Here is a 21,383-nt window from a genome sequence, read left to right as displayed (position 1 = left end):
TGAATCCGTTTTCAAAATCGCATTACTGTACATATTTTTGAAACGCTCTACCCAAATACTTTCTTATGAAGTCGATTCTAGATGTTATAAGGTATAACTACGAAAGCTTGAAAATATCACTATTCTACAGTTCTATTATATCGTACATATACAATAATAACCAAAATAATCTGTGATCTTCTTGTTAATAGGTGTTTTTATTTTTTCCATTGTTTTATGATAAATGTGGGAGATAAATACATATAAAAGGGGAATGAAATATGGGGCCTACGCAAGAGACTTATACAATTGTACGTTATCAATCTGGTACATTTTCAAAACAACTTGATGAGATTGTTACAGAATCTCCTATTACTATTAAATTGAATGGTGAAGAATATGTAACAGTCGTATGTACACCAAATTATATTGAAGATATGGTAATTGGTTTTTTAATTTCTGAGGGGATTATTTCTTCCTATAAAGATGTTGAAGAACTATGGGTTCAAAAAGATAACGGAATTGTCCATGTAAAATCATCAAAAGTGAATCCGCTCTATCAAACTTTATATAATAAACGATACATCACTTCTTGCTGCGGAAAAGGTAGACAAGGTTTTATTTTCGTAAACGACGCAGCAAAAGCAAAAGACTTACATGATATACATGTAAAAATTACTCCTGAAGAATGCTTTCATTTAATGAATACCTTGCAACAATCTTCTACTACATTTCGCCAAACTGGCGGTGTTCACAATACCGCGCTATGTGATCGAAACAATATCCTCCTATCAAGAATGGATATTGGAAGACATAATGCATTAGATAAAATATATGGTCATTGTTTGCGTAACGATATATCCATTAAAGGAAAAATCATCGCATTTAGCGGACGTATTTCATCCGAAATTTTACTCAAAGTTTCAAAAATCGGATGTGAAATTGTTCTATCTAAATCCGCTCCAACAAAACTGGCATTGCAACTTGCCCATGATTTAGGCATTACAGTCGTAGGGTTTATTAGAAATGAATCTTGTAATATTTACACACATCCAAAACGAATTGATGGCTATCAATCCAATGTTTAAAAAATAACTCCTCAATCGAGGAGTTATTTTAGTTATAAAAATGTAACATATTAAACACTTGAATAGTTAACAAAGTTAATATATAATTTCATTACATAATTAAAACAAAACATTGTAGCATATATCTTTTCATTCTTTTACAAATTAAAAGAGAATACTAACAAAACATATACTCAATCTTATAAAAGTAATGGATTTATTTGAAATCCACCAGGGAGGTTACAACTATGGAAATTCGCTTATTAACAACAGAGGACGCAGAAATATATTTAAAAGTTTGTATGGAAGGTTTAACGAAGAATCCGGAAGCTTTTAGCTCTTCTTATGAAGATGTTCTTAAACATGAAAATCCTGTGGCTGCTATGGCTAAACGATTAAGCAATCCGGATAAGTATACTCTAGGTGTCTTCAAAGATAATGATTTAATTGGTATCGCTACTTTAGAAACAAAACCATTTATTAAACAAGAACATAAAGCAAAAATTGGCTCCGTTTTTGTTTCTCCAAAAGCGCGTGGCCTTGGAGCAGGACGAGCTCTAATTAAAGCAATTATTGAAAATGCCGATAAATTACATGTAGAACAACTTATGCTCGATGTTGTAGTTGGTAACGATGCAGCAAAAAAATTATATGAGTCATTAGGTTTCCAAACTTACGGCGTACAAGAGCGTTCATTAAAACATAACGGTCAATATTGGGACGAGGAACATATGGTTCTGTTCTTAAATGATTAATACTTCAATATAAAGTGAAACTTTACTCAGTGGGTGATTTTTCCATCCCCTACTGAGTATTAGCTGAACCAATCGGGCTTTTGCGGGGTAGTTTTCCAAAAACATCTTTCTTAATAAGAAAGATGTTTTTTTGCATTACAACAATGTAATCTTCATGTCACCTTTATCGATCGTACCAATCCTTACCATTCATTATACTAAAAATATAAAGTGAAACTTTACTCAGTGGGGAACTATATCCCACGCTGATCGCATGTACTTGATATGTAGAGGAGAATGTGACATGAAACAAAACAAACGAGCTATGCTTTTAATATTTACTACAGCAATTGTAACTTCTGGGTTAGCAATTTTACCTTGGTTTATCATATAGGAATACTCCCCTAACAATGAAAAAAGCTGATTGCTTCTTAAGAAGCAATCAGCTTTTTTTATATTATAAAATCCCCAAAATTTTATTTACACAACTTATAATAATAACCATAGATACGGCAATGCACATGACAACCGTATTACGATCTTGCTTTTCTTTTTTTGAAATTTCTTCTTTTGAATTCATGTGTATGATCTCCTTTTAAAAAAAGTGTGAGATAGGAAATTTTTCTTATCCGATGCGAGGTGAATACGAAAACCCTCTCTATCTCACATACACAATAGAATGGAATTGTCATTTTATAAATAAAATGACATGACGTTATGTCGCAACATAGGGTATTTTGTGTCGCTACGTTTTTTATTATAAAAAATAGTTGTGCAAAACTAGTGCATTTTTTATGTCAATTACTCCGAGCGAAAAAATCATCCCTCCATTCAATCACATAAAAAGAGTTTTTTATTATTTTCATGTAAACTATACAAGTAGAATGAACAGTTTGGGGTGCACAAGATTATGGTAAAAATTTTATTAGTAGACGATGAAGAACGTATGTTACGATTATTAGATCTATTCTTAAGCCCTCGCGGCTATTTTTGTATGAAAGCTACCTCTGGCCTTGAAGCACTAAAATTAATCGAACAAAAAGAATTCGATATTATTTTATTAGATGTTATGATGCCGAATATGGATGGATGGGATACTTGCTATCAAATTCGTCAAATTTCTAACGTTCCTATCATTATGTTAACAGCTCGCAACCAAAACTACGATATGGTGAAAGGCCTCACGATGGGCGCAGATGATTATATTACAAAACCATTTGATGAGCATGTATTAGTCGCACGAATCGAGGCTATATTACGCCGTACAAAAAAAGATGGCTTTGTTAGTTTCAATGGTATTGAGTGGGATAAAACGAAACATACCGTCACAGTGTACGATGAAAAAATCTCGCTAACTCCTATCGAATTTTCGTTACTCGGACTATTTTTGCAAAATACAAACCGTGCTTATAGCCGAGATGATTTAATCGAAAAAATTTGGGGCTATGAAACAGATATCGAATATAGAACAATTGATTCACACATTCGTAATATCCGTGATAAACTACGCAAAAAAGGATTTCCTATTGAAGATTACCTAGAAACGGTCTATAAAGTCGGATATAAATGGAAAAGTGAATAATTACTTCGGTCAGTGGGAAATCGTATACCACTGACTCTTTATTATGAATAAGGTATGGTGAGAAAATGAGTAAACTTTCCCTTAAAATTGGGACATACTTTTTAATATTAGCTTTATGTATTGAAACAATTGCTTTCGTATCTTTTTATAAAAGCCTTTCAACAATGCGTGTGAAAGAAGAAACCGATGCTCTATTAGAGAAAGGTAATCGGTATCGTGATAAGATTGTAAACCGTGCAAGATGGAATGATCATTCTAAACAACAGCAATACACAGAACGTCCTAAACACCCTCGGTATCAGGATTTCACTATCGAGCATGCGGCTGAAGATTTAATCGGTTCCGAATTAATTGCTAATACTGATATCACAATCATTATAACTGACAATAACGGCAAAATTATTTCTAACTCAGAACCCATAACGAAAGAAATGCAAAAACAACTTATTTGTAAAACAAAATCTATTCCAAAAAGCGGGTTAATTGTAGAAAGAAACTGGAAAAAATCAAAATTCATCTCAACAGTAAGTCCACTTGAAATTCAAGGATTTCAAGGTAATTTACATATGTTATTAAAAACATCTTTCTTAGAAAAGATGTTACTTAAACTCCTGCATCAATTTCTTATCATTAGTATTTTGACGATTATTTTAACAACTATTTCTGTCTTTGTTTTTTCTAAATTTATTACAGATCCTCTTATAAAAATGAAGAGAGCGACAGAAAAAATGTCAAAATTAAACAAGCCAATTCAATTAGGTATTAAACGAAATGATGAACTCGGAAGTTTAGCAAAAACAATTGAAGATTTATCGAGTGAGCTTACGTATATGAAAAAAGAGCGCAATGAATTTCTCGCTAGTGTCGCTCATGAACTATTAACTCCATTGACCTATATGAAAGGTTATGCAAAGGTAGCAAAGAGAGACTCTTTAACAAAAGAGGAGCGAGAAGAATACTTACAAATCATTGAGGATGAAACGGATAGTGTAACCGATCTCGTCCAAGATTTATTTATGCTTGTACAATTAGAACAACACCAATTTGTTATAAAAAAACAAAAAGTGCTTCTTCAGCCATTTTTAGAACGAATGGTTGAAAAAACAAAAACAACATTAACGAATAAGCAAATGCAACTTCATGTATATTGCAAAGATGATTTAGAAGTTTGTATAGACGAAAGACGTATGGAACAAGTTATGTTAAATTTATTACACAACGCTTATCAACATTCGCCAGAAAACACATCCATTACGATACGTGTACTCATGGAAACATATTCTTTTACAATAAGTGTACAAGATGAAGGTGAAGGTATTCCTGAAGAAGATATCCCGCATATTTTTGACCGTTTTTATCGTGTTGATAAATCCAGAACACGAGCTACAGGCGGAAAAGGCATCGGGCTAGCTGTTGCAAAGGAAATTGTAGAATTGCATAACGGTTCTATTCTAGTAACAAGCCAATTAGAAGCGGGAACAAACTTTATAATCGAGCTACCTTTTGAATAATATGCGTGTGAAAACACCAGTAGTAGTAAACACTACTGGTGTTATTTTGTTCATAAAAACAGCTCATATAAGCTAAGCTTTTGAAATTATTCTTATTTCAATATAAAATAAAGGTACATTTGCAAAGATTTGGAGGGTGATATAATTGGATATCCATGTATTAACAAAAGACGAAGCAGAAATTTACTTAGAACTTCGCGTAGAAGGATTAAAGCAAAACCCTGAAGCATTCAGCTCTTCTTATGAAGATATTATTAATAAAGAGTGTGCGATTGAATATAAAGCACAAAAATTAGCACAAGATGAAAACTATACGCTAGGTGCATTTAAAGATGGAAAATTAATCGGGGTTGCAACACTGGAAACGAAACCATATGTAAAACAAGAACATAAAGCTAAAATCGGTTCTGTATATGTATCTCCAAAAGCACGCGGACTTGGAGCAGGAAAAGCACTTATTAAAGAATGTCTTGAGCTTGCTAAATCTTTAGAAGTAGAACAAGTTATGCTTGATGTTGTTGTTGGCAACGATGGAGCGAAAAAACTTTATGAATCATTAGGTTTTAAAACATTCGGTGTACAAGAACGTTCATTAAAATATAACGGACAATATTGGGACGAAGAGCATATGGTCTTATTCTTAGATGAAAATAAATAATAAAAAACATCCTCATGTTTGGAGGATGTTTTTTACTTTCTTGTAAACCATGCCGTGTGTAATAATTGAATCGCTTTCGCAATCTCTTCCTCTGATAATATCGCAAACCCAAGTAAAACTACACTCTCAGGCGCCATACCGTCTTTATAGTACGTAGACACAGGATATATTTTAATACTATATTTCGCAGCTTCTTGAATTAATTCTTCTTCCCGCATTCCATTATGCACTTTTAATAAAATGTGTAATCCCGAATCTTCTCCTATCACTTCAACACGATTAGAGAAATACTTCTCTATTTCAAAAACAAGTCTATCTCTCTTCTTTCGGTAGACAACACGCATTTTATGAATATGTTTTTCCCAATATCCTTCATTTAAAAATCTTCTAATCACTTCTTGATCTATTCTTGAAACACTTTGTGTATAAAATAAATATTGCTGTTGATACTTTTTAATTAATTTCTTCGGCAACACCATATAGCTCATCCGTAGCGATGGCAATAATGCTTTAGATAGCGTCCCCATATAAATAACTTTCCCCTCTGTATCTAACCCTTGCAGCGCCGGTATAGGCTTTCCAGAATAACGAAATTCACTATCGTAATCATCTTCAATAATATACCTGCTCTCTTCTTTCTTTGCCCATTGTAAAAGCTGCATCCTTCTCGTAATAGGCATAATCATTCCATATGGAAACTGATGGGAAGGTGTAACAAATACAACATTCGCATTGCTATTTTCTAAATCTGCAATACAAATTCCATCTCTATCTAAAGATAACATTTTGACTCTTGCTTCTCCCTGTTCAAAAACAACCATCTTCCTATGATACCCTGGGTTTTCAACTGCATAATTGCTTCCCTTTAACAATTGAAACAATAGTTTCACTAATATTTGTGTTCCCGCTCCTAATACAATTTGACTAGCTGAACAACGCACACCTCTAGATTCATACAAATAATTCGTAATCTCTTCTCTTAAGCTTGCTTCCCCTTGAGGGTGTCCTAGAAAGAGAAGTTCGTTATTATGCGGCTGCCATACTTCATTTACAATTTTCCGATACATATTAAATGGAAAAGCATTTGTATCAATTCCTGTTTGTGTAAAGTCAAATTTATAACACTTCTCCTGAAACGGGACTTCTTCTATCCTCTCTTCGCTATCCTCTACATGAACCATTTGCTCAATCTTGCATACAAAATAACCTTTTCTCGATATCGATTCAATATAACCTTCTGCAAGTAATTGTTCGTAGGCTGCCTCTACTGTATTTTTACTTACTTGTAAATGTATCGCTAACTTTCGCTTAGCCGGTAATTTCGTAAAAGGGACAATCGATCCATCTTTAATCTCTTTTTTTATATACTCATACAATTGCACATACAATGCCTTTTTACTATTCACATTTAAATTAGGCGTTAATTCTAACATAATATCTGACCCCTTAATAAAATTAAAATCTGATACTTTTTACAGTACCAGATTTTATATATAATTCCTTTTATCATGTCACACATCAAAAATCAAATACCGGAGAGGAGAAACATGATAATGAACAATGGTAGACGTATCGGACTCATTATGATTATTACAGGGGCTACATTATGGGGATTATCTGGTCCAATGATTCAGTGGCTATTTCAGCATACTAATGTATCCTCAATTGATTTTTTAACAATTCGATTGTTACTTGCAGGAATATTTATTTTGTCTTTCTTACTTATAAAGAAACAAAACATATTTCAAATTTGGAAACATCCTAGATATTCTATACAACTTATTATTTTCTCTATTCTCGGCATGCTCGGTGCACAATACGCCTTTATCGAAACGGTTCATATTAGTAACGCGGTCACTGCAACGCTATTTCAATTTCTAGGTCCTGTTCTTATTACCGTGTATGTTGCATTTGAACAAAGAAAATTCCCTGCTTCCATGCAACTATTCGCAATTATAGCCGCGCTAATAGGAACATACTTTATTATTACAAATGGCTCAATTGAAAATATTGTTTTATCTAAAGAAGCTATTATTTTTGGACTATTAACAGCAATCGGATTTGCATTTTATACCCTTCATCCGGCTTCTCTCATTAAAGAATGCGGGACAACTGTAGTAATTGGTTGGGGGATGTTAATCGGAGGAATTGCACTACTTATTTATAATCGTTCATTCGGGTGGAATCAATTTTCACAAACCCTTACACTGAAAACTTTTTCTATGCTTATTCTTATCATTGTTAGTGGTACCCTTTCTTTCCTTCTATATATCGGTAGTCTTAAATATTTAGCAGCAACAGAAACAAGCATTTTATCTAGCATTGAACCCCTTGTAGCTGCCATCGTTTCAATCACTTGGCTAAATGAAGCTTTTGGAGCATACCAATTATTAGGCGGCGTATGTATCGTTCTGTCCGTTATTTTTTTGACGATGCCTCAAAAAGAAACCGAACCAACCTATACAACGGAACAAATATAAAATGAAACTTTAATTAGTGGGGCTATCTCCCACTGATTATTAACCTACACCAATCGGGCTTTACGGGATAAAAAATGTCAAAAGAGGTCGTACAAAACTTACGACCTCTTTTTATACTTTAAAGGAATTGTCCCGCCTTCTAGCAAATACAATTACACTAACAATAAAAACTAGGAGTGTGGCACCATGAAAAAAATCGGAACTATGCTACTTCTCTCCCTCCTCATCACTGGATGCACACAAACTCAACCGGATTCAAAAGAACAAAAAAAAGACGTAATAGCAACTTCATCCACTCAAGTGAACGCACCTTCCTTCTTTCACCTTAGTGTTTTAAAAGATGTAAATTGGGAAGAAGCCCCCTCATTCATAGACGGAAAAATACCTTTAAAAGGCATCGAAGGAAAAATCGCAATGGCTGATAGTCCTATTATCGCAAATGAACAAAATGAAATAATGTGGTACTTTCTAGATTCTGAAATACCTACTGGAAAATTGTCTATTATTGCGCTAAAACAAGGATCTGTAACTCCAACACCAGTACTCTTTCAAAAAGAAATTTCCAAACAAACTTGGACTACTTCAAATACAATCAATTCTACTACAAGCGAACTCCCTCTCGCCATGTCACTACCTTCATCTGGATTATGGTTATTAAATATCTATGTGAATGAAAAATATTATGATCAGTTTGTAATCACCGCTAAGTAAAGTGACAAAAATAAACCACTTTCTTACAACAATGTAATTTCTACGTCATGTACTTCGATAGTTGAATTATCTCTCTTCTCTTATACTTAAAGTAAGAAATGAAGCGAGGAGAGATGAGAGATGAAAAAAATGATAGAAGTAATCGTAGCAGTAACTGAGGTTTTAGTGAATGGTAAACAAGTTGCAATGGAATTAAATAAATAGTGAAGAAACATAAATAATTCTACACTTCTTCATTATTTTGATTTCTTATCTCAAAAAAGCAGTGCCTTTTAGGCACTGCTTTTAGCTATTAATAACGTGGTATTTTCGTAATTTGTGCCACGCCTGAATCAATAGCTGCTTTCGCTACTGCTTCCGCAACACTTGGAACAACTCTTTTATCTAATGGATTCGGGATTACATAATTCGCATTACGTTCTTCATCAGTAATGATGTTAGCGATCCCATATGCTGCCGCTAATTTCATCTCTTCTGTAATATCAGTTGCGCGCACATCTAACGCACCGCGGAATATTCCGGGAAACGCCAATACATTATTTACTTGATTCGCATAATCCGAGCGCCCAGTTCCTACTACAGCTGCCCCAGCCTCTAATGCATCCTCAGGGAAGATTTCTGGAATTGGATTCGCCATTGCAAACACAATTGCTTTCTCATTCATCGTCTGTACAAGTTCTTTCGTTAATACGTTAGGAGCAGATACGCCAATAAAAATATCAGCTTGGTTAATCGCTTCTTTTAACGTTCCACGCACATGTTCACGATTTGTCTTTTTTGAAACTTCAATTTGCGCTTCGTTCATCCATGTTTCACCTTCACAAACAATACCTTCTAGGCTAACTAGCGTAATGTGCTTTGCACCAGCCTTTAATAATAATTTTCCAATTGCAATTCCTGCCGAACCCGCACCGTTAATAACGATTTTCACATTATCCATTTGTTTGCTAACAACTTTTAATGCATTAATAACAGCTGCTAAAACGACAATAGCTGTTCCATGTTGATCATCATGGAATACAGGAATATTCGTTTCTTCTTTTAATCGTTTTTCAATTTCAAAACAACGCGGTGCTGCAATATCTTCTAAATTAATCCCTGCAAATGTAGGCTCTAAATTTTTCACAAGGGTAACGATTTCATCTACATCCGTTGTGCCTAAACATAATGGGAAAGCATCTACATTCGCAAACTTCTTAAACAAAATACTTTTTCCTTCCATAACAGGCATAGCCGCTTTCGGTCCAATGTTTCCTAAACCGAGTACCGCTGTTCCATCTGAGACAACTGCCACCATATTACCACGTGCTGTATAGTCATACACCGTTTCTTCATCTGCCGCAATTGCTTTACAAGACTCCGCTACACCTGGTGTATACGTCAGGCTTAAATCATCCGCTGAATTTACTTCTACTTTACTTGTAATTTCAATTTTCCCTACTAATTCTTTATGCAATAACAATGATCTTTCATTAATTTGATTTGCTAACATACTTATAATCTCCCCTTAATTTGACAAGCTAGCTATATGAATATAGCTAGCTTGTTTAATCATGAAAACATCTTTAATAATATTGTCGCTGTTACAACCATTGCCGCTCCGCCTAAACGAGTCGAAATTTGCGCGAACGGCATTAATTCCATACGATTTGAAGCTGATAAAATAGCAACATCTCCAGTTCCACCTAAACCGCTATGACATCCAGTTACAATCGCTGATTCAACTGGATACATTTTCATCACTTTCCCTACAAGAAAACCTGATGCTACCATTGTAAGAACAACCGATGCGCACACAACAACATATCCTACTGAAAGAACTGCTGCTACGTCTTTTAACGGAATATATAGCAATCCTAATCCAACCATTAAAGGCCAAGTTAAGTTCTTCGAAATAAATTTATATAAATGGAATGCTCCTTGCTCCATTTTTGCTGGCATTAATTTAAAGTATTTCACAAGCGCTGCTGAGAAAATCATAATGATTGCCCCAGGAATACCAATGAACTTAGAAGCAAATCCTCCGAAGATGAAGAACGTACACGCAATTAATAAACCTGCTCCCATTAATGAGAAGTCAATTGGCTTCTCTGTATTTTGTTCTTTTAATAATTCTGCTTGATTGTCTGTTTTCACTAATACACCGTTACCACTAAGCTCCGGTTTCTTCTCACCTAAACGCTTCATATACCCTGCACTTACAATTGCGAACATATTTCCAATAATAGCTGCTGGAATAAGCTGTGATACAAACGTTGCTGATGATTCATTTAAAATATCACTATAAGCTAGCGACAATGGTAAAATCCCTTCCCCGATACCACCACTCACAATTGGTACGATGATAAAGAAGAATGTGTGCTTCATTTCAAATCCAAATAATGAACCGACCAATAATCCTACCGCTACAGAAGCTAACGTCCCTACTACTAAAGGAATAAACATACGAACGAAACCTTGTACTAACACTTTACGGTTCATTCCTAAAATACTTCCGACTACTAAACAAGAAATATATAAATATAAAAAGTTCGATTTTTTCATTAACATAGTCGCAGCTTCCATTGAAGCTGGATTCATCCAGTTAAAAAATACAAGTAATGATGGAATAAATAACGAAAGTATTGCTGGACCACCGATATTTTTTAAAATTGGAATTCTCATCCCAATATCGCCTAAGAAAATCCCCATGATCATAATAACTGCAAATCCACCAATCATATCTGCTGGCAATTTATTATATACAGATGCCCCATAAATAATAGCAGCCAATACTACATATAACGGTAAAGGTATAACACCGATTTTTACATTCATAATTTTAGAAGCGAAAGATTCTCTTTGTACTTCATTTCCTTCAGAAAATGATACCGCTTCCACATTCTTTTGAATTCCCATATGGCACCCCCTCGTTTTCTTAATAACAATATTAAAACGCTTTCAATAGTAAAAATAGTTTTTGTAAGTTTTGTAATTGATTTTGTAATTAAAAAAAGTATAAGCGACTTATGTTAAGTCGCTTATACGTAAAACTCTATTTTCTTTTGATCAACACATCTTAATTTACTTACAGGTCTTCCCACATGTTGGTACATCATTTCGTTTTCTAACACCCCAATGTCAGTCAGAAACATTACATATTTTCGAATAGAAACTCTTGAAATTCCAACTAATTGTGCCATTTCATCTGTTGTAAATACTCTTCCATTCAGAGACTCGATCTTCTGCCAAATTAATTGCAACGTTTGCTTCGTTAACCCTTTTGGAAGCTCTTTCGTCACAGTAGGCTCTCTTTTTTCTTTTTGTAAAATTAATGAATCTAATTCCGATTGACTAATTTTTTGTTGTTCTTTCATGAAAGTAAGTTTTTCTCGATATATAGTTAATGCCTCTTTAAATCGTTCAAATGTAAATGGTTTAATTAAATAATCTACTACGCCATATTGTAATGCTTTTTTTATACTTCCCATATCATGTACAGCTGAAATCATTATAATATCGCTTTCTTTTTCTTGGTTCCGGATATACATTAAAAGCTCAAAACCAGTCTCTTCAGGCATAAAAATATCAAGTAATACTAAATCTACTCGTGATTTCTCTAATATTTCTATCGCTGACTTTACTGAGTTAACTGCTTGAACAAGTTCAAATCCTCCTACTTGCTCTAAATAATGCGTATTTAACATTGCTACCATCGGGTCATCTTCTACAATTAAAACTTTAATCATATTTGCCTCTCATCCCTACCTTTAGGTATTTCAATCGTTATCGTTGTTCCCTTTCCTACTAATGAATGCATATGAATTTCCCCATTTATTCGCTGTATACTTTCTTTTACAAGATACAAACCATAACCGCGGTTATCTCCCTTTGTGGAATAACCTTTCGTAAATAATTCCTCTATTTCTTTTTCTTTTATACCTTTTCCCGTATCTTGCACTGTAATAGTTAGTATATCCCCATGTTGTATCTTAACTTCAACTCGCTTCTTTTCACAATTCGTAACTGCCTCTAATGCATTATCAATTAAATTTCCGACAATCGTAATAAGTTCATGAGTAATACTTTCAACATCTATTTCCGGCATGTAAGAATCTTCACTTATAATTAATTTTATATTTTTCTCTCTAGCATAGCTGAGCTTACCTAGTAAAAAACCAGCAAATACTGGACTTTTTATTCTTTTCATAACTCCACCAATTTCATATTGATGCTCTGATACCATGCCGCTTATATACTTCTGTAATTCTTCATACTGTTTCATATGTGTAAGCCCTAATACGACATGCATCTTATTCATAAACTCATGAGATTGTGCCCGTAATGCTTCTGCATATAGTCTAATACCAGTTAGTTCCTCTGCTAGTTTTCTAATCTCTGTTTTATCACGAAATGTTGCAATTGCACCAACTATTTCTCCTTTTACATATAAAGGAACTCGATTCGTCACAATCGTAATTCCATAAATATTTTGTTCTTCGTTTAATTGTACTTCTCCCGTTTGCAATACTTCTTTTATACGTGAATTTGGCATATACAACTCAACATCTTTACCGATAAAATCTTCTTCAAGTCCGCTTTTTTTAAATAGACGTTTCGCTTCATTATTAATTAACGTTACTCTAGCCTCTTTATCTACAGCAATAATACCTTCCTTTACAGATTGTAGCATCGTATTTCTTTCTTCAAGAATTTTTGCTATCCTGTGCGGCTCAAGACCGAATAAACTTTTCTTTATATGTCTAGCTAGCAATATTGCTCCTATAATTCCGACTAATACACCCACTCCGACACCAATATAAATAATATGTCTACTTTCCTTAACTCTCTCTTTTACATTATCTGCTGAAATACCAACAGCCACTGCTCCAAGTTGTTCACCTGTTTCAGAAAATATTGGTACAAACACTCGCATGGAAATACCTAAAGTTCCTTCTGCTAACGATACATGTTCTTTTCCTTTCAATGCAGGCCCTTCATCTCCCCCAATAAAATGATGCCCTATTTTTTGAGGATTTGGATGTGACTTTCTTATTCCATTCATGTCCATAACTACAATAAATTGAACACCTGTGTTTTGTAATATTCTATTTGTATACGTTTGGATTGCAGAGGTATCTGCTTTCCCAACCAAACCATCGATTACAATCGAATCATTCGCCACAATGTGTGCAATTGTTTTTGCTTTCTCTGCTTGGCTATCCTCCGTCGTCCGTTCTACATTATGACTAATTAATATATCTGTCACAAGTAAAGAAAAAATTACAACTGTACAAACTAACAATGTAATCGTTTTCCATAAATTCCATAGTCTTTTTCTTTTTTTCATCCTGTTAATGACTCCCCTAATTGCTGAATAGAAAAATAAGTAAGGTGATATTATTTTCACCTTACTTATCTGCTGTTATTATACTTTAAATTTACTAGTCATCGCTTGTAGTTCTTCTGCCATCTCAGCTAAGTTTTGCGAAGCTGAACTAATTTCCTCCATGGAATTAACCTGTTCTTCTGTTGAAGCTGCAACACTTTGCATACTAGCTGTATTTTCTTCTGCAGCAGCTGCAATTTCATCAATAGCATTTGTCACTTCATTTGCATCTCCAGCAATTCTCTTCGTTGTTTCTACCATTTGATTAACTTGAGAAACAATATGTGTAGTAGAACTTAAAATTTCCGTAAAACTTACTTTCGTTTTTGTTACAACATCAAGGCCTTGTTGAACTTCTCCATTCACATTATCCATCGCCTTAACAGTATGTTCAATATCCGCCTTAATTTCTGCAATTAAATTTGCAATCTCTCCAGATGACTCTCCTGATTGCTCTGCTAATTTTCTAACCTCATCTGCTACAATAGCAAATCCTCGTCCCTGTTCACCTGCTCTTGCTGCTTCAATAGCCGCATTTAAAGCTAATAAGTTTGTTTGAGTTGCAATGTTTTGAATTGCTTCAGAAATAGCTCCTACTTGCTTTGATTTCTCATCAAGAAGTTTAATAATAGCATCTGACTCGGATACCGACCTAGAAATAGACTGCATTTGTTTTGCGGTTTGTTCAACTAAATCTTCTCCCTCTTCAGCTCTTTCACGGGCATGTAATGAGGAAATAGAAATTGACTCTGCGCTTCCAGTTACATCTTGAATTGCTGTATTTACTTGTTGTAATGTAGCCGCACCTTCTTCAACACCTTGACTTTGTGACTCAGCCCCACCTGATACTTGTTCCATCGCAATTGTAATTTGATCTGTCGCATCATTTGCTTGCTGTACGCTCGCTGTTAACTCTTCAGCCGATGCTGCAACATGTTCTGCTGAAAAGCTAATTTGGGTAATAACATCCTGTAAAGACATAGACATTTCATTAAATGAATTCCCTAATTTCCCTATGTCATCCTTGGAATGGATTGTAATTTTCTCTGTTAAATCTCCCTTACTAATTTTATATGCCGATTCAGCTATTTTTCGTAATGGCCCTGTAATAGACTTTGTAATGAAATAAATTAATATACTACCAAATGCAATAGCAATAGCAATGACAATCAAAGTCTTATAAAACACTGGACTGGCAGCTTGGTTAATTTCTTCATCGAACATAACACCAACTACTTTCCAGCCTGTTTTCTCATTTGTTGCAAAGATTAAATTCTTTTTATCATCTTGTTCTGTATAAGACACATTTCCTTGTTTTTCTTCATAAATTGGTTTAATCCAAGGATCAGTAACTTTTGCACCTGGTTTTCTAGATGGATGACTAACAATTTGCTTATTTTGATCTAAAATAACTGCATAACCTTTTTCACCAATATTAATCATTTTGGAAATTTTTAAGATGTTATCTAAATTTAAGTTAATTCCTATAACACCTTTACCATCTTTTACTTCTTTAGCAATTGTCACTACCATATTTTTGGTAGATGCTGATTGATATGGTGAAGTAACAATTACTTTCCCTTTATTTTCATGTGCTTCTTTATACCAAGATCTATCTCTTGGATTGTATCCATCAGCCATTTGGATAAATGGTTCTCTTATAAACTTTCCCGTCTCTGTTCCAATATAAATACCTTCTACTTCTGGATGAAGTTTTATATATTGCGCTAGCTTCGTTCTTACTATTTCTTCCTGTCCATTTAGATATGTATCTTCTGTTAAGATGTCTGCAAAGTACGTCGCATCAACAAATTTCTCTTCTATATTTTGAGAAATAACAGTATTTAAAATCGAAATATTCTCCTTTGCTTTAGCTGTCATTTGATGTTCAAAATTTGTTTTGGCAGTTTGATATGAAACACCACCAATAATAATTCCTGGTATAGTTAAAATAATAAAGAATGAAATGATTAATTTTTTATTGATACTCATACATTTAACCCAGTTAAATATTTTTTGCATAATAAGCCTCCTTTATGTAATGTGGATACTTGTGTCATTTTATACAATTAACATGCATAAAACAATATATAATGATAACATGTAAATTTTTCGTCAATTATGCATTTTTGCATATCCACTCCTTATACGTATTTTAATCATAAAAATAAGAGAACTTTAGCATTATATATGCTTAAGTTCTCTTATTTCTTAACAGCTTCTACTCTATAAAACTTCTCTTATAATCCTTAAATCTTTACCCTTCGCCTTATAGTCATATTACTAAAACTCTTCGTCCTAATTTATTTGACGCTCTTTACATAACTAATTGCCTGACTTCCCATTTGTACCCATGCCTGTTCAAAGGTTTCTCTCGGTACTTTTACATCTAAGCTATCCTCAAGTGGATCTCGAATATATACAAATTCCTGATCATATCCAATAAGTACAACACAATGTTCATTATACGTAATAGAAACATCTCCACTATTTGTTTCCCATGTAGTAAATTCAGCTGCATCTAATGGTGCAAATGTTGCATTTGTGATCATGACTACAGGTTGCCCTGCTTTTATCCTCTTATAAATTTCTTCTATATTCTTCCCTGTTAAGTCTACAGCTTTATTAGGTAAATATTTTTCCGCTAACTGAAAAAGTGGCCCATGATATACACCATATCCCGATTCAGAAAATGTATAAATATTACCTACAAATCCTTCATTTGGATTCCCGCGCACACCATCGTCTATAAAATCAACTTTTTTTATTTCATTTGCTAATGTCATCTTATCCACTGAAACACCAGCGTATTGTAACATCATCGCTAAGCTTGTCACTTCACAGCCTCTATCTAGCTCTGGTAGTTGCTGAATTAATGGTACACTTGATAAAATGACCTTTTCATCATTATTACTAAATTCCGGTTCTTTCCCGTTTTGTATATTGAAGAATGTCCACTTCTCCCCATACTTTGTAATTCCATTTGTATATACACTCCATACCGCTATAGCTAGTAATGCTATACATATATACCACTTAAACCTCCGTATCACTCTCACGCCCTTTTTAGTTCGTTAAATAAGAATAAAATGCGTCAGCATCCGTTCGAATCACTGGTACAAAATTTAGTTCTTTTTCTCTCTCAGGTTGATCTTTTTTTATTTTTTCTGTTAGCTCTTGAATATTCATGTTCGCTTTGTCCATATTAAGCTCATCTGCCAATTGTAGCACCTTTTGTTCATTAATTTCTCTTAATACTTGATATATATCTTTCCCATATAAATCAATATGATATTTTTTTGCTTCTTCCTGCACTTTTTGTTCGTACACCTCTTGTGCTAACACTTCTATCTCTTTTCCTTTTGGTGAAATACCTAACTTCCCTGCTTCCTCTCTTACTTTCGTTCCATAGATTTCTTCTGCAATGTCCTCTATTTCTTTTCCATTTGTCGAAATACCTAATTTATCCGCTTCATCATTAATTTTAATCGTATTAATTTGATTAATTAAATTTACAATTGATGTATTTTCTATAGATATGCCTAGTTTTAACGCTTCTTGCTTTACTTTTGTTTCATAGATTTCTTCTGACAGCGTCCCAACATCTTTTCCTTCAATCGAAATTCCTAGCTGCTTCGCTTCTCTTCCTACTTCTGTCTCATGAATTTCTTTTTCTAACGTAATTTGTTCTTTCCCTTCCGTTTCAATACCTAGATTCTCTGCCTTTTCTTCTGTATGCACAGCATGTATCTTTCCATTATTTAATTGTTCTTTACTACGTTGTGTGTAATCTGTCTTTCCTTTTGATGTTTCAGAAGGAGAGGCACCCCCTAATATACTTAAGCTCATTACTCCAATAGTGAATACCGTCATCATTTTCTTTTTCAAAATTAATTCCTCCCTCTTATACTTTCTTTCCCATCATTCCCCTAGTTTTTTTAATACTATACATACATCTCATCGCTGCTTGAGATAACATTATGATTGATAAACCCCACTCACATACACCTAGTCTCTTCTTCATGTAACGAACTTTCTTCATGCCATATATAATATAAATAGTTTCTTAACTTTGTCTTAAAAAAAGACGACCTTGTAAAAACAAGATCGACTTCTTACTTATATTTTTTGGTTTTTAGGGAAAATCACTTCAAAACAAGTGCCATCTCCCCATTTGCTCTCTACTGATATTTTTCCGTAATGCTTTTCTACAATCCAATTTGCGATTGAAAGACCTAATCCAGCTCCTTCTGACGTACTTCTTGCTCTATCCCCTTGATAAAAACGATCAAATAATTTCGGAATATCTTCTTCTTTCACTCCTATCCCGTCATCTTTCACCTGTATGCGAATCGAACTACTCGTTTGCGTGCAATCAATTTGAATATGCCCGCCTTTGTTTGTATACTTCATCGCATTATCTAACAGTATGACCATCATTTGATGAATCCGCTCTCTATCAGCCATAAAAGATACGTCACGTTCTACTTTTAGTATCATTTCTTTTTCTTGATAAGAAGCAATCTCTTTATATGGAGCTACTATTTCTTCTAACAATTTATCAAGTTCAAATGTTTTTTTATCCATCTCAATTTGATTAGAATCAGAACGTGCTAGTAATAATAAATTACTAACGAGTTTTGATAACCGCCTACATTCTTTTGAAATTGTAGAAATATCCATCGCTTTTTCTTCTATCGTAGCGGATGGTGACTGAAATAACACATCCGTTTTTGATTGAATAACTGCAAGCGGTGTCCTTAGTTCATGTGATGCATCAGAAACGAATTGCTGCTGTTTCTCCCATGAATTTTGAATAGGTACGAGTGCTCTGCCAGCTAGGAAAAAGCCGATACCTATCGCACATAAACTTCCTATGCTACAACCTATAACGAGGATTAAAAATAAAGTATTTAACATTCCTTCTTCCGCTGTTATATCTCGCACGATTTGAACTATTTCTCCATCTTTTTGAAGCGAAAATGCTCTAAAATATCGTCCTTGTACTTTGATATCTTGTAACTCCTCTATTTTTTCCGGAGAAAACTTTTCCAAATTCTCTTCAAAAATAGAACGGAATTTACGGTTATCGCCCTCTATTTTCACTATTTTCCCATTCCAAGTTATTCTAGTTACTCGCGGATCTCCAATTTGGATATTCTCCATACGTTTTCTTGGTGGTATTTTAACATCTAATTTTTCTCTATACTGAGCCATCATTTTTATAGATTGATCCACTTCATTATAAATACGCTTATATGTGTATGAATAAATAATACTACCTAATATACCTATTAATAGGATAAATACTAATGAATTCAATATAGTCAAACGAATGCGTGTCTTTTGAAACATACTTCCCTTTTTCATTGTTCTTTTAATATATATCCAATACCTCGAACAGTTTGAATATCTTTCTGATAACCGAATGGTTCTAATTTTTTACGCAAATGATGCACATACACTTCCACAATGGCTACTGTCGTATCTGAATCAAATCCCCAAACACGATCAAAAATTTGTTCACGCATTAAAATCTTCCCGCTATTTTGAATGAGATACTCTAGTAGCTCATATTGTTTCAATGTCAACTTAATACTTTGTCCATCTACTTGAACGTCTTTATCTTTTCCGAACAATTCAATCCCTTTATAACGAATCGTTTGCTGCGTTGTTAAACTACCACTTCTGCGTAGTAAAGCGCGAATTCTCGCTTTTAATTCAGGGGCCTGGAATGGCTTAACGATATAGTCATCTCCACCAAAATCCAATCCCTTCACCCGATCTTCTAAAGAATCTCTCGCTGTCAAAAACAGGACTGGTGTTTCAATCTTTTCATCACGTATTCTTTGAATTACTTCAAATCCATCCATCCCTGGCATCATCACATCCAGCAAAATTGCATCATATATATTTTGAAGCGCTAAAAACAATCCATCTTCTCCATTTATTGCCGTATCTACTTCAAATTCATCACGCAAAATTTGTACGATAGACTCTAATAACGAGGCATTATCTTCTACTACAAGTAAGCGCATGCTCTCACCTTCCATCAAATAGTTCAATTCTATTTATTATTACATTTCTTCTCTTCATAGCAAAAGAATGTAGTTACATTACGTATTTTCATTTTTAACTATTTCCTTCTAAAATTTTGAAGTTTTATTATAAAAACTTTGTCTTAAATTTAGCTTAATAAAAAATTGAAAGAAATAAGATTCCTCTTATCTCTTTCAATTTTTTATTACATATACCTTTTTACTCGGCAATTCCAAACAATTTAGCTGACCACCGTACACAGCCCCGCCATCAATTCCAATAATACGATTACTACCAAAATACACTCCGCACTCCTCACTACCATGAAGCGTTTTTGTTTCCGTATGCCCAAATACAACAACCTTTTCACCGCTATATCCATTATGAAATTCATTACGGATCCACATTAACGTATATGGTTCAGATTCAGAAACTCGTTTCATCGGTTCAACCCCAGCATGTACAAATATATACTCTTCTGTTTCAATGTAATGATCTAATTCTTGAATAAACTTTATATGTTCCTCTAATACACGAGAGTGTAAAATCGGTTTTTGGAAGTCTTTCTCATTAACCGCAATATCCTCTTCTACAAATCCATAGCTATATAATGTCTTATCTCCACCATTTCTTTTTACCCAATGGTTCCATGAACGTTCCTCATTTGTCGTTAACGCCTTAATCATCATATCTTCATGATTTCCCTTTAAAATGAGTGCTCCCTCTTCTTTCAATTCTCTTACCTTTTCAATTACAGCACGCGCATTTGGACCACGATCTACATAATCTCCCAGTAAGATTAATTGATCCTGTTTCGCATCATATTGTGCTTCTTCCAATAACTGTTCGAACTTTTCTATCTCTCCATGAATATCACTAATAACAAGAATTCTTTTCATATTATCCCCCCTCTTTCTAATTATAGTTCAAAACAACAGAAACTTCCGAATCTTAATCTTAAATCAAATTTATCCCGCATTAACGGGCAGTACGCCCCCCCCAACTGATTACAGTTTCACTTTATTACAAACTAAACTATTATCCTTACAACAATGTAAGTCTCTTGTCATCCAATTCGATAGTTGTAATTACTGTATTTCCTTATACTGAAAGTAAGAAATGAAACAAAAAACAAGGAGAGATGAGAGATGAAAAAAGTAATGGAAGTTGTAGTAGCGGTAGTAGAGGTTTTCGTAAATGGTAAACAAGTCGCAATGGCGTTAAATAAATAATGAAAAGGACAACATTCACTCT

The 21,383-nt window shown here is 34.0% G+C and carries 19 protein-coding genes; 7 read left to right on the top strand and 12 right to left on the bottom strand.

Going from position 1 to position 21,383, the window contains the following annotated elements:
• Positions 1-260 precede the first annotated feature (260 nt).
• A complete protein-coding gene (fdhD, locus tag N2V80_RS03015; RefSeq protein WP_000529230.1) occupies positions 261-1,067 on the top strand; it encodes a formate dehydrogenase accessory sulfurtransferase FdhD in 807 nt (268 codons plus the stop codon).
• Positions 1,068-1,294: 227 nt separating this feature from the next.
• On the top strand, positions 1,295-1,801 hold the full coding sequence (locus N2V80_RS03010; protein ID WP_000405883.1) for a GNAT family N-acetyltransferase: 507 nt from the start codon (positions 1,295-1,297) through the stop codon (positions 1,799-1,801).
• A 436-nt stretch (positions 1,802-2,237) separates the two neighbouring features.
• On the opposite strand, the gene N2V80_RS03005 is transcribed toward N2V80_RS03010, so the two are convergent.
• The gene (locus tag N2V80_RS03005) at positions 2,238-2,360 is read right to left on the bottom strand and encodes a hypothetical protein (protein ID WP_061456759.1); all 123 of its coding nucleotides are present in this window, start codon (positions 2,358-2,360) and stop codon (positions 2,238-2,240) included.
• Positions 2,361-2,690: 330 nt separating this feature from the next.
• On the opposite strand from N2V80_RS03005, the gene N2V80_RS03000 reads away from it, so the two are divergent.
• From N2V80_RS03000 to N2V80_RS02990, 3 genes are all read left to right on the top strand, one after another.
• Positions 2,691-3,362: a response regulator transcription factor gene (locus N2V80_RS03000; protein WP_000238956.1), complete on the top strand. Its 672-nt coding sequence runs from the start codon at positions 2,691-2,693 to the stop codon at positions 3,360-3,362.
• Between the two features lie 65 nt (positions 3,363-3,427).
• Positions 3,428-4,873 carry a HAMP domain-containing sensor histidine kinase gene (locus N2V80_RS02995; protein WP_000041028.1) on the top strand — a complete coding sequence of 482 codons (1,446 nt, stop codon included), beginning with the start codon at positions 3,428-3,430 and terminating at the stop codon, positions 4,871-4,873.
• A gap of 145 nt (positions 4,874-5,018) precedes the next feature.
• Positions 5,019-5,531 (top strand): GNAT family N-acetyltransferase, encoded by a 513-nt coding sequence (locus tag N2V80_RS02990; RefSeq protein ID WP_000351212.1) that lies wholly within the window; start codon positions 5,019-5,021, stop codon positions 5,529-5,531.
• A gap of 32 nt (positions 5,532-5,563) precedes the next feature.
• Here the strand turns inward: N2V80_RS02990 and pdxR are convergent, their stop codons facing one another.
• On the bottom strand, positions 5,564-6,964 hold the full coding sequence (pdxR, locus tag N2V80_RS02985; protein ID WP_000891925.1) for a MocR-like pyridoxine biosynthesis transcription factor PdxR: 1,401 nt from the start codon (positions 6,962-6,964) through the stop codon (positions 5,564-5,566).
• Between the two features lie 120 nt (positions 6,965-7,084).
• On the opposite strand from pdxR, the gene N2V80_RS02980 reads away from it, so the two are divergent.
• Together N2V80_RS02980 and N2V80_RS02975 are read left to right on the top strand one after the other, a co-directional pair.
• On the top strand, positions 7,085-8,011 hold the full coding sequence (locus N2V80_RS02980; RefSeq protein ID WP_001059059.1) for a DMT family transporter: 927 nt from the start codon (positions 7,085-7,087) through the stop codon (positions 8,009-8,011).
• A gap of 186 nt (positions 8,012-8,197) precedes the next feature.
• On the top strand, positions 8,198-8,722 hold the full coding sequence (locus tag N2V80_RS02975) for a DUF4871 domain-containing protein (protein ID WP_000719695.1): 525 nt from the start codon (positions 8,198-8,200) through the stop codon (positions 8,720-8,722).
• Positions 8,723-9,014: 292 nt separating this feature from the next.
• Here the strand turns inward: N2V80_RS02975 and N2V80_RS02970 are convergent, their stop codons facing one another.
• From N2V80_RS02970 to N2V80_RS02925, 10 genes are all read right to left on the bottom strand, one after another.
• Positions 9,015-10,214, bottom strand: a complete 1,200-nt coding sequence (locus tag N2V80_RS02970; protein WP_000880782.1) for an NAD(P)-dependent malic enzyme — start codon at positions 10,212-10,214, stop codon at positions 9,015-9,017.
• 59 nt (positions 10,215-10,273) lie between these two features.
• A complete protein-coding gene (locus N2V80_RS02965) occupies positions 10,274-11,620 on the bottom strand; it encodes a 2-hydroxycarboxylate transporter family protein (RefSeq protein WP_000512722.1) in 1,347 nt (448 codons plus the stop codon).
• A 122-nt stretch (positions 11,621-11,742) separates the two neighbouring features.
• Entirely contained in the window at positions 11,743-12,450 is a 708-nt protein-coding gene (locus N2V80_RS02960; RefSeq protein WP_000598668.1) for a response regulator, read from the bottom strand.
• Positions 12,447-14,051, bottom strand: coding sequence for a sensor histidine kinase (locus N2V80_RS02955; RefSeq protein WP_000746422.1), 1,605 nt, complete (start codon positions 14,049-14,051; stop codon positions 12,447-12,449). The genes N2V80_RS02960 and N2V80_RS02955 overlap by 4 nt, the downstream gene beginning before the upstream one ends.
• A gap of 78 nt (positions 14,052-14,129) precedes the next feature.
• Positions 14,130-16,112, bottom strand: a complete 1,983-nt coding sequence (locus N2V80_RS02950) for a methyl-accepting chemotaxis protein (protein WP_001169206.1) — start codon at positions 16,110-16,112, stop codon at positions 14,130-14,132.
• 281 nt (positions 16,113-16,393) lie between these two features.
• Positions 16,394-17,143: a C39 family peptidase gene (locus N2V80_RS02945; RefSeq protein ID WP_000621163.1), complete on the bottom strand. Its 750-nt coding sequence runs from the start codon at positions 17,141-17,143 to the stop codon at positions 16,394-16,396.
• 13 nt (positions 17,144-17,156) lie between these two features.
• Positions 17,157-17,978 carry a hypothetical protein gene (locus tag N2V80_RS02940; RefSeq protein WP_000728596.1) on the bottom strand — a complete coding sequence of 274 codons (822 nt, stop codon included), beginning with the start codon at positions 17,976-17,978 and terminating at the stop codon, positions 17,157-17,159.
• 231 nt (positions 17,979-18,209) lie between these two features.
• Positions 18,210-19,460, bottom strand: coding sequence for an ATP-binding protein (locus N2V80_RS02935; RefSeq protein WP_080450956.1), 1,251 nt, complete (start codon positions 19,458-19,460; stop codon positions 18,210-18,212).
• Complete coding sequence (locus N2V80_RS02930) at positions 19,457-20,128, bottom strand: response regulator transcription factor (RefSeq protein WP_002102717.1); 672 nt, start codon at positions 20,126-20,128, stop codon at positions 19,457-19,459. The genes N2V80_RS02935 and N2V80_RS02930 overlap by 4 nt, the downstream gene beginning before the upstream one ends.
• 195 nt (positions 20,129-20,323) lie before the next feature.
• The gene (locus tag N2V80_RS02925; protein WP_048568054.1) at positions 20,324-21,028 is read right to left on the bottom strand and encodes a metallophosphoesterase family protein; all 705 of its coding nucleotides are present in this window, start codon (positions 21,026-21,028) and stop codon (positions 20,324-20,326) included.
• Between the last annotated feature and the right edge of the window lie 355 nt (positions 21,029-21,383).

Origin of the sequence: Bacillus sp. FSL W8-0640 (genome assembly GCF_038007725.1) — a bacterium.
Lineage (GTDB): Bacteria > Bacillota > Bacilli > Bacillales > Bacillaceae_G > Bacillus_A > Bacillus_A cereus.
Note: the sequence above shows the minus strand (reverse complement) of the source record. Positions and strands in the feature narration are given on the sequence as shown.

Coding starts and splice junctions, on each gene's coding strand:
- N2V80_RS02950 (WP_001169206.1), bottom strand. CDS start 16,112: ATGCAAAAAATATTTAACTGGGTTAAATGTATGAGTATCAATAAAAAA.
- N2V80_RS02955 (WP_000746422.1), bottom strand. CDS start 14,051: ATGAAAAAAAGAAAAAGACTATGGAATTTATGGAAAACGATTACATTG.
- N2V80_RS02935 (WP_080450956.1), bottom strand. CDS start 19,460: ATGAAAAAGGGAAGTATGTTTCAAAAGACACGCATTCGTTTGACTATA.
- N2V80_RS02960 (WP_000598668.1), bottom strand. CDS start 12,450: ATGATTAAAGTTTTAATTGTAGAAGATGACCCGATGGTAGCAATGTTA.
- N2V80_RS02930 (WP_002102717.1), bottom strand. CDS start 20,128: ATGCGCTTACTTGTAGTAGAAGATAATGCCTCGTTATTAGAGTCTATC.
- N2V80_RS02995 (WP_000041028.1), top strand. CDS start 3,428: ATGAGTAAACTTTCCCTTAAAATTGGGACATACTTTTTAATATTAGCT.
- N2V80_RS03010 (WP_000405883.1), top strand. CDS start 1,295: ATGGAAATTCGCTTATTAACAACAGAGGACGCAGAAATATATTTAAAA.
- N2V80_RS02980 (WP_001059059.1), top strand. CDS start 7,085: ATGAACAATGGTAGACGTATCGGACTCATTATGATTATTACAGGGGCT.
- N2V80_RS03000 (WP_000238956.1), top strand. CDS start 2,691: ATGGTAAAAATTTTATTAGTAGACGATGAAGAACGTATGTTACGATTA.
- pdxR (WP_000891925.1), bottom strand. CDS start 6,964: ATGTTAGAATTAACGCCTAATTTAAATGTGAATAGTAAAAAGGCATTG.
- N2V80_RS03005 (WP_061456759.1), bottom strand. CDS start 2,360: ATGAATTCAAAAGAAGAAATTTCAAAAAAAGAAAAGCAAGATCGTAAT.
- N2V80_RS02975 (WP_000719695.1), top strand. CDS start 8,198: ATGAAAAAAATCGGAACTATGCTACTTCTCTCCCTCCTCATCACTGGA.
- fdhD (WP_000529230.1), top strand. CDS start 261: ATGGGGCCTACGCAAGAGACTTATACAATTGTACGTTATCAATCTGGT.
- N2V80_RS02925 (WP_048568054.1), bottom strand. CDS start 21,028: ATGAAAAGAATTCTTGTTATTAGTGATATTCATGGAGAGATAGAAAAG.
- N2V80_RS02965 (WP_000512722.1), bottom strand. CDS start 11,620: ATGGGAATTCAAAAGAATGTGGAAGCGGTATCATTTTCTGAAGGAAAT.
- N2V80_RS02970 (WP_000880782.1), bottom strand. CDS start 10,214: ATGTTAGCAAATCAAATTAATGAAAGATCATTGTTATTGCATAAAGAA.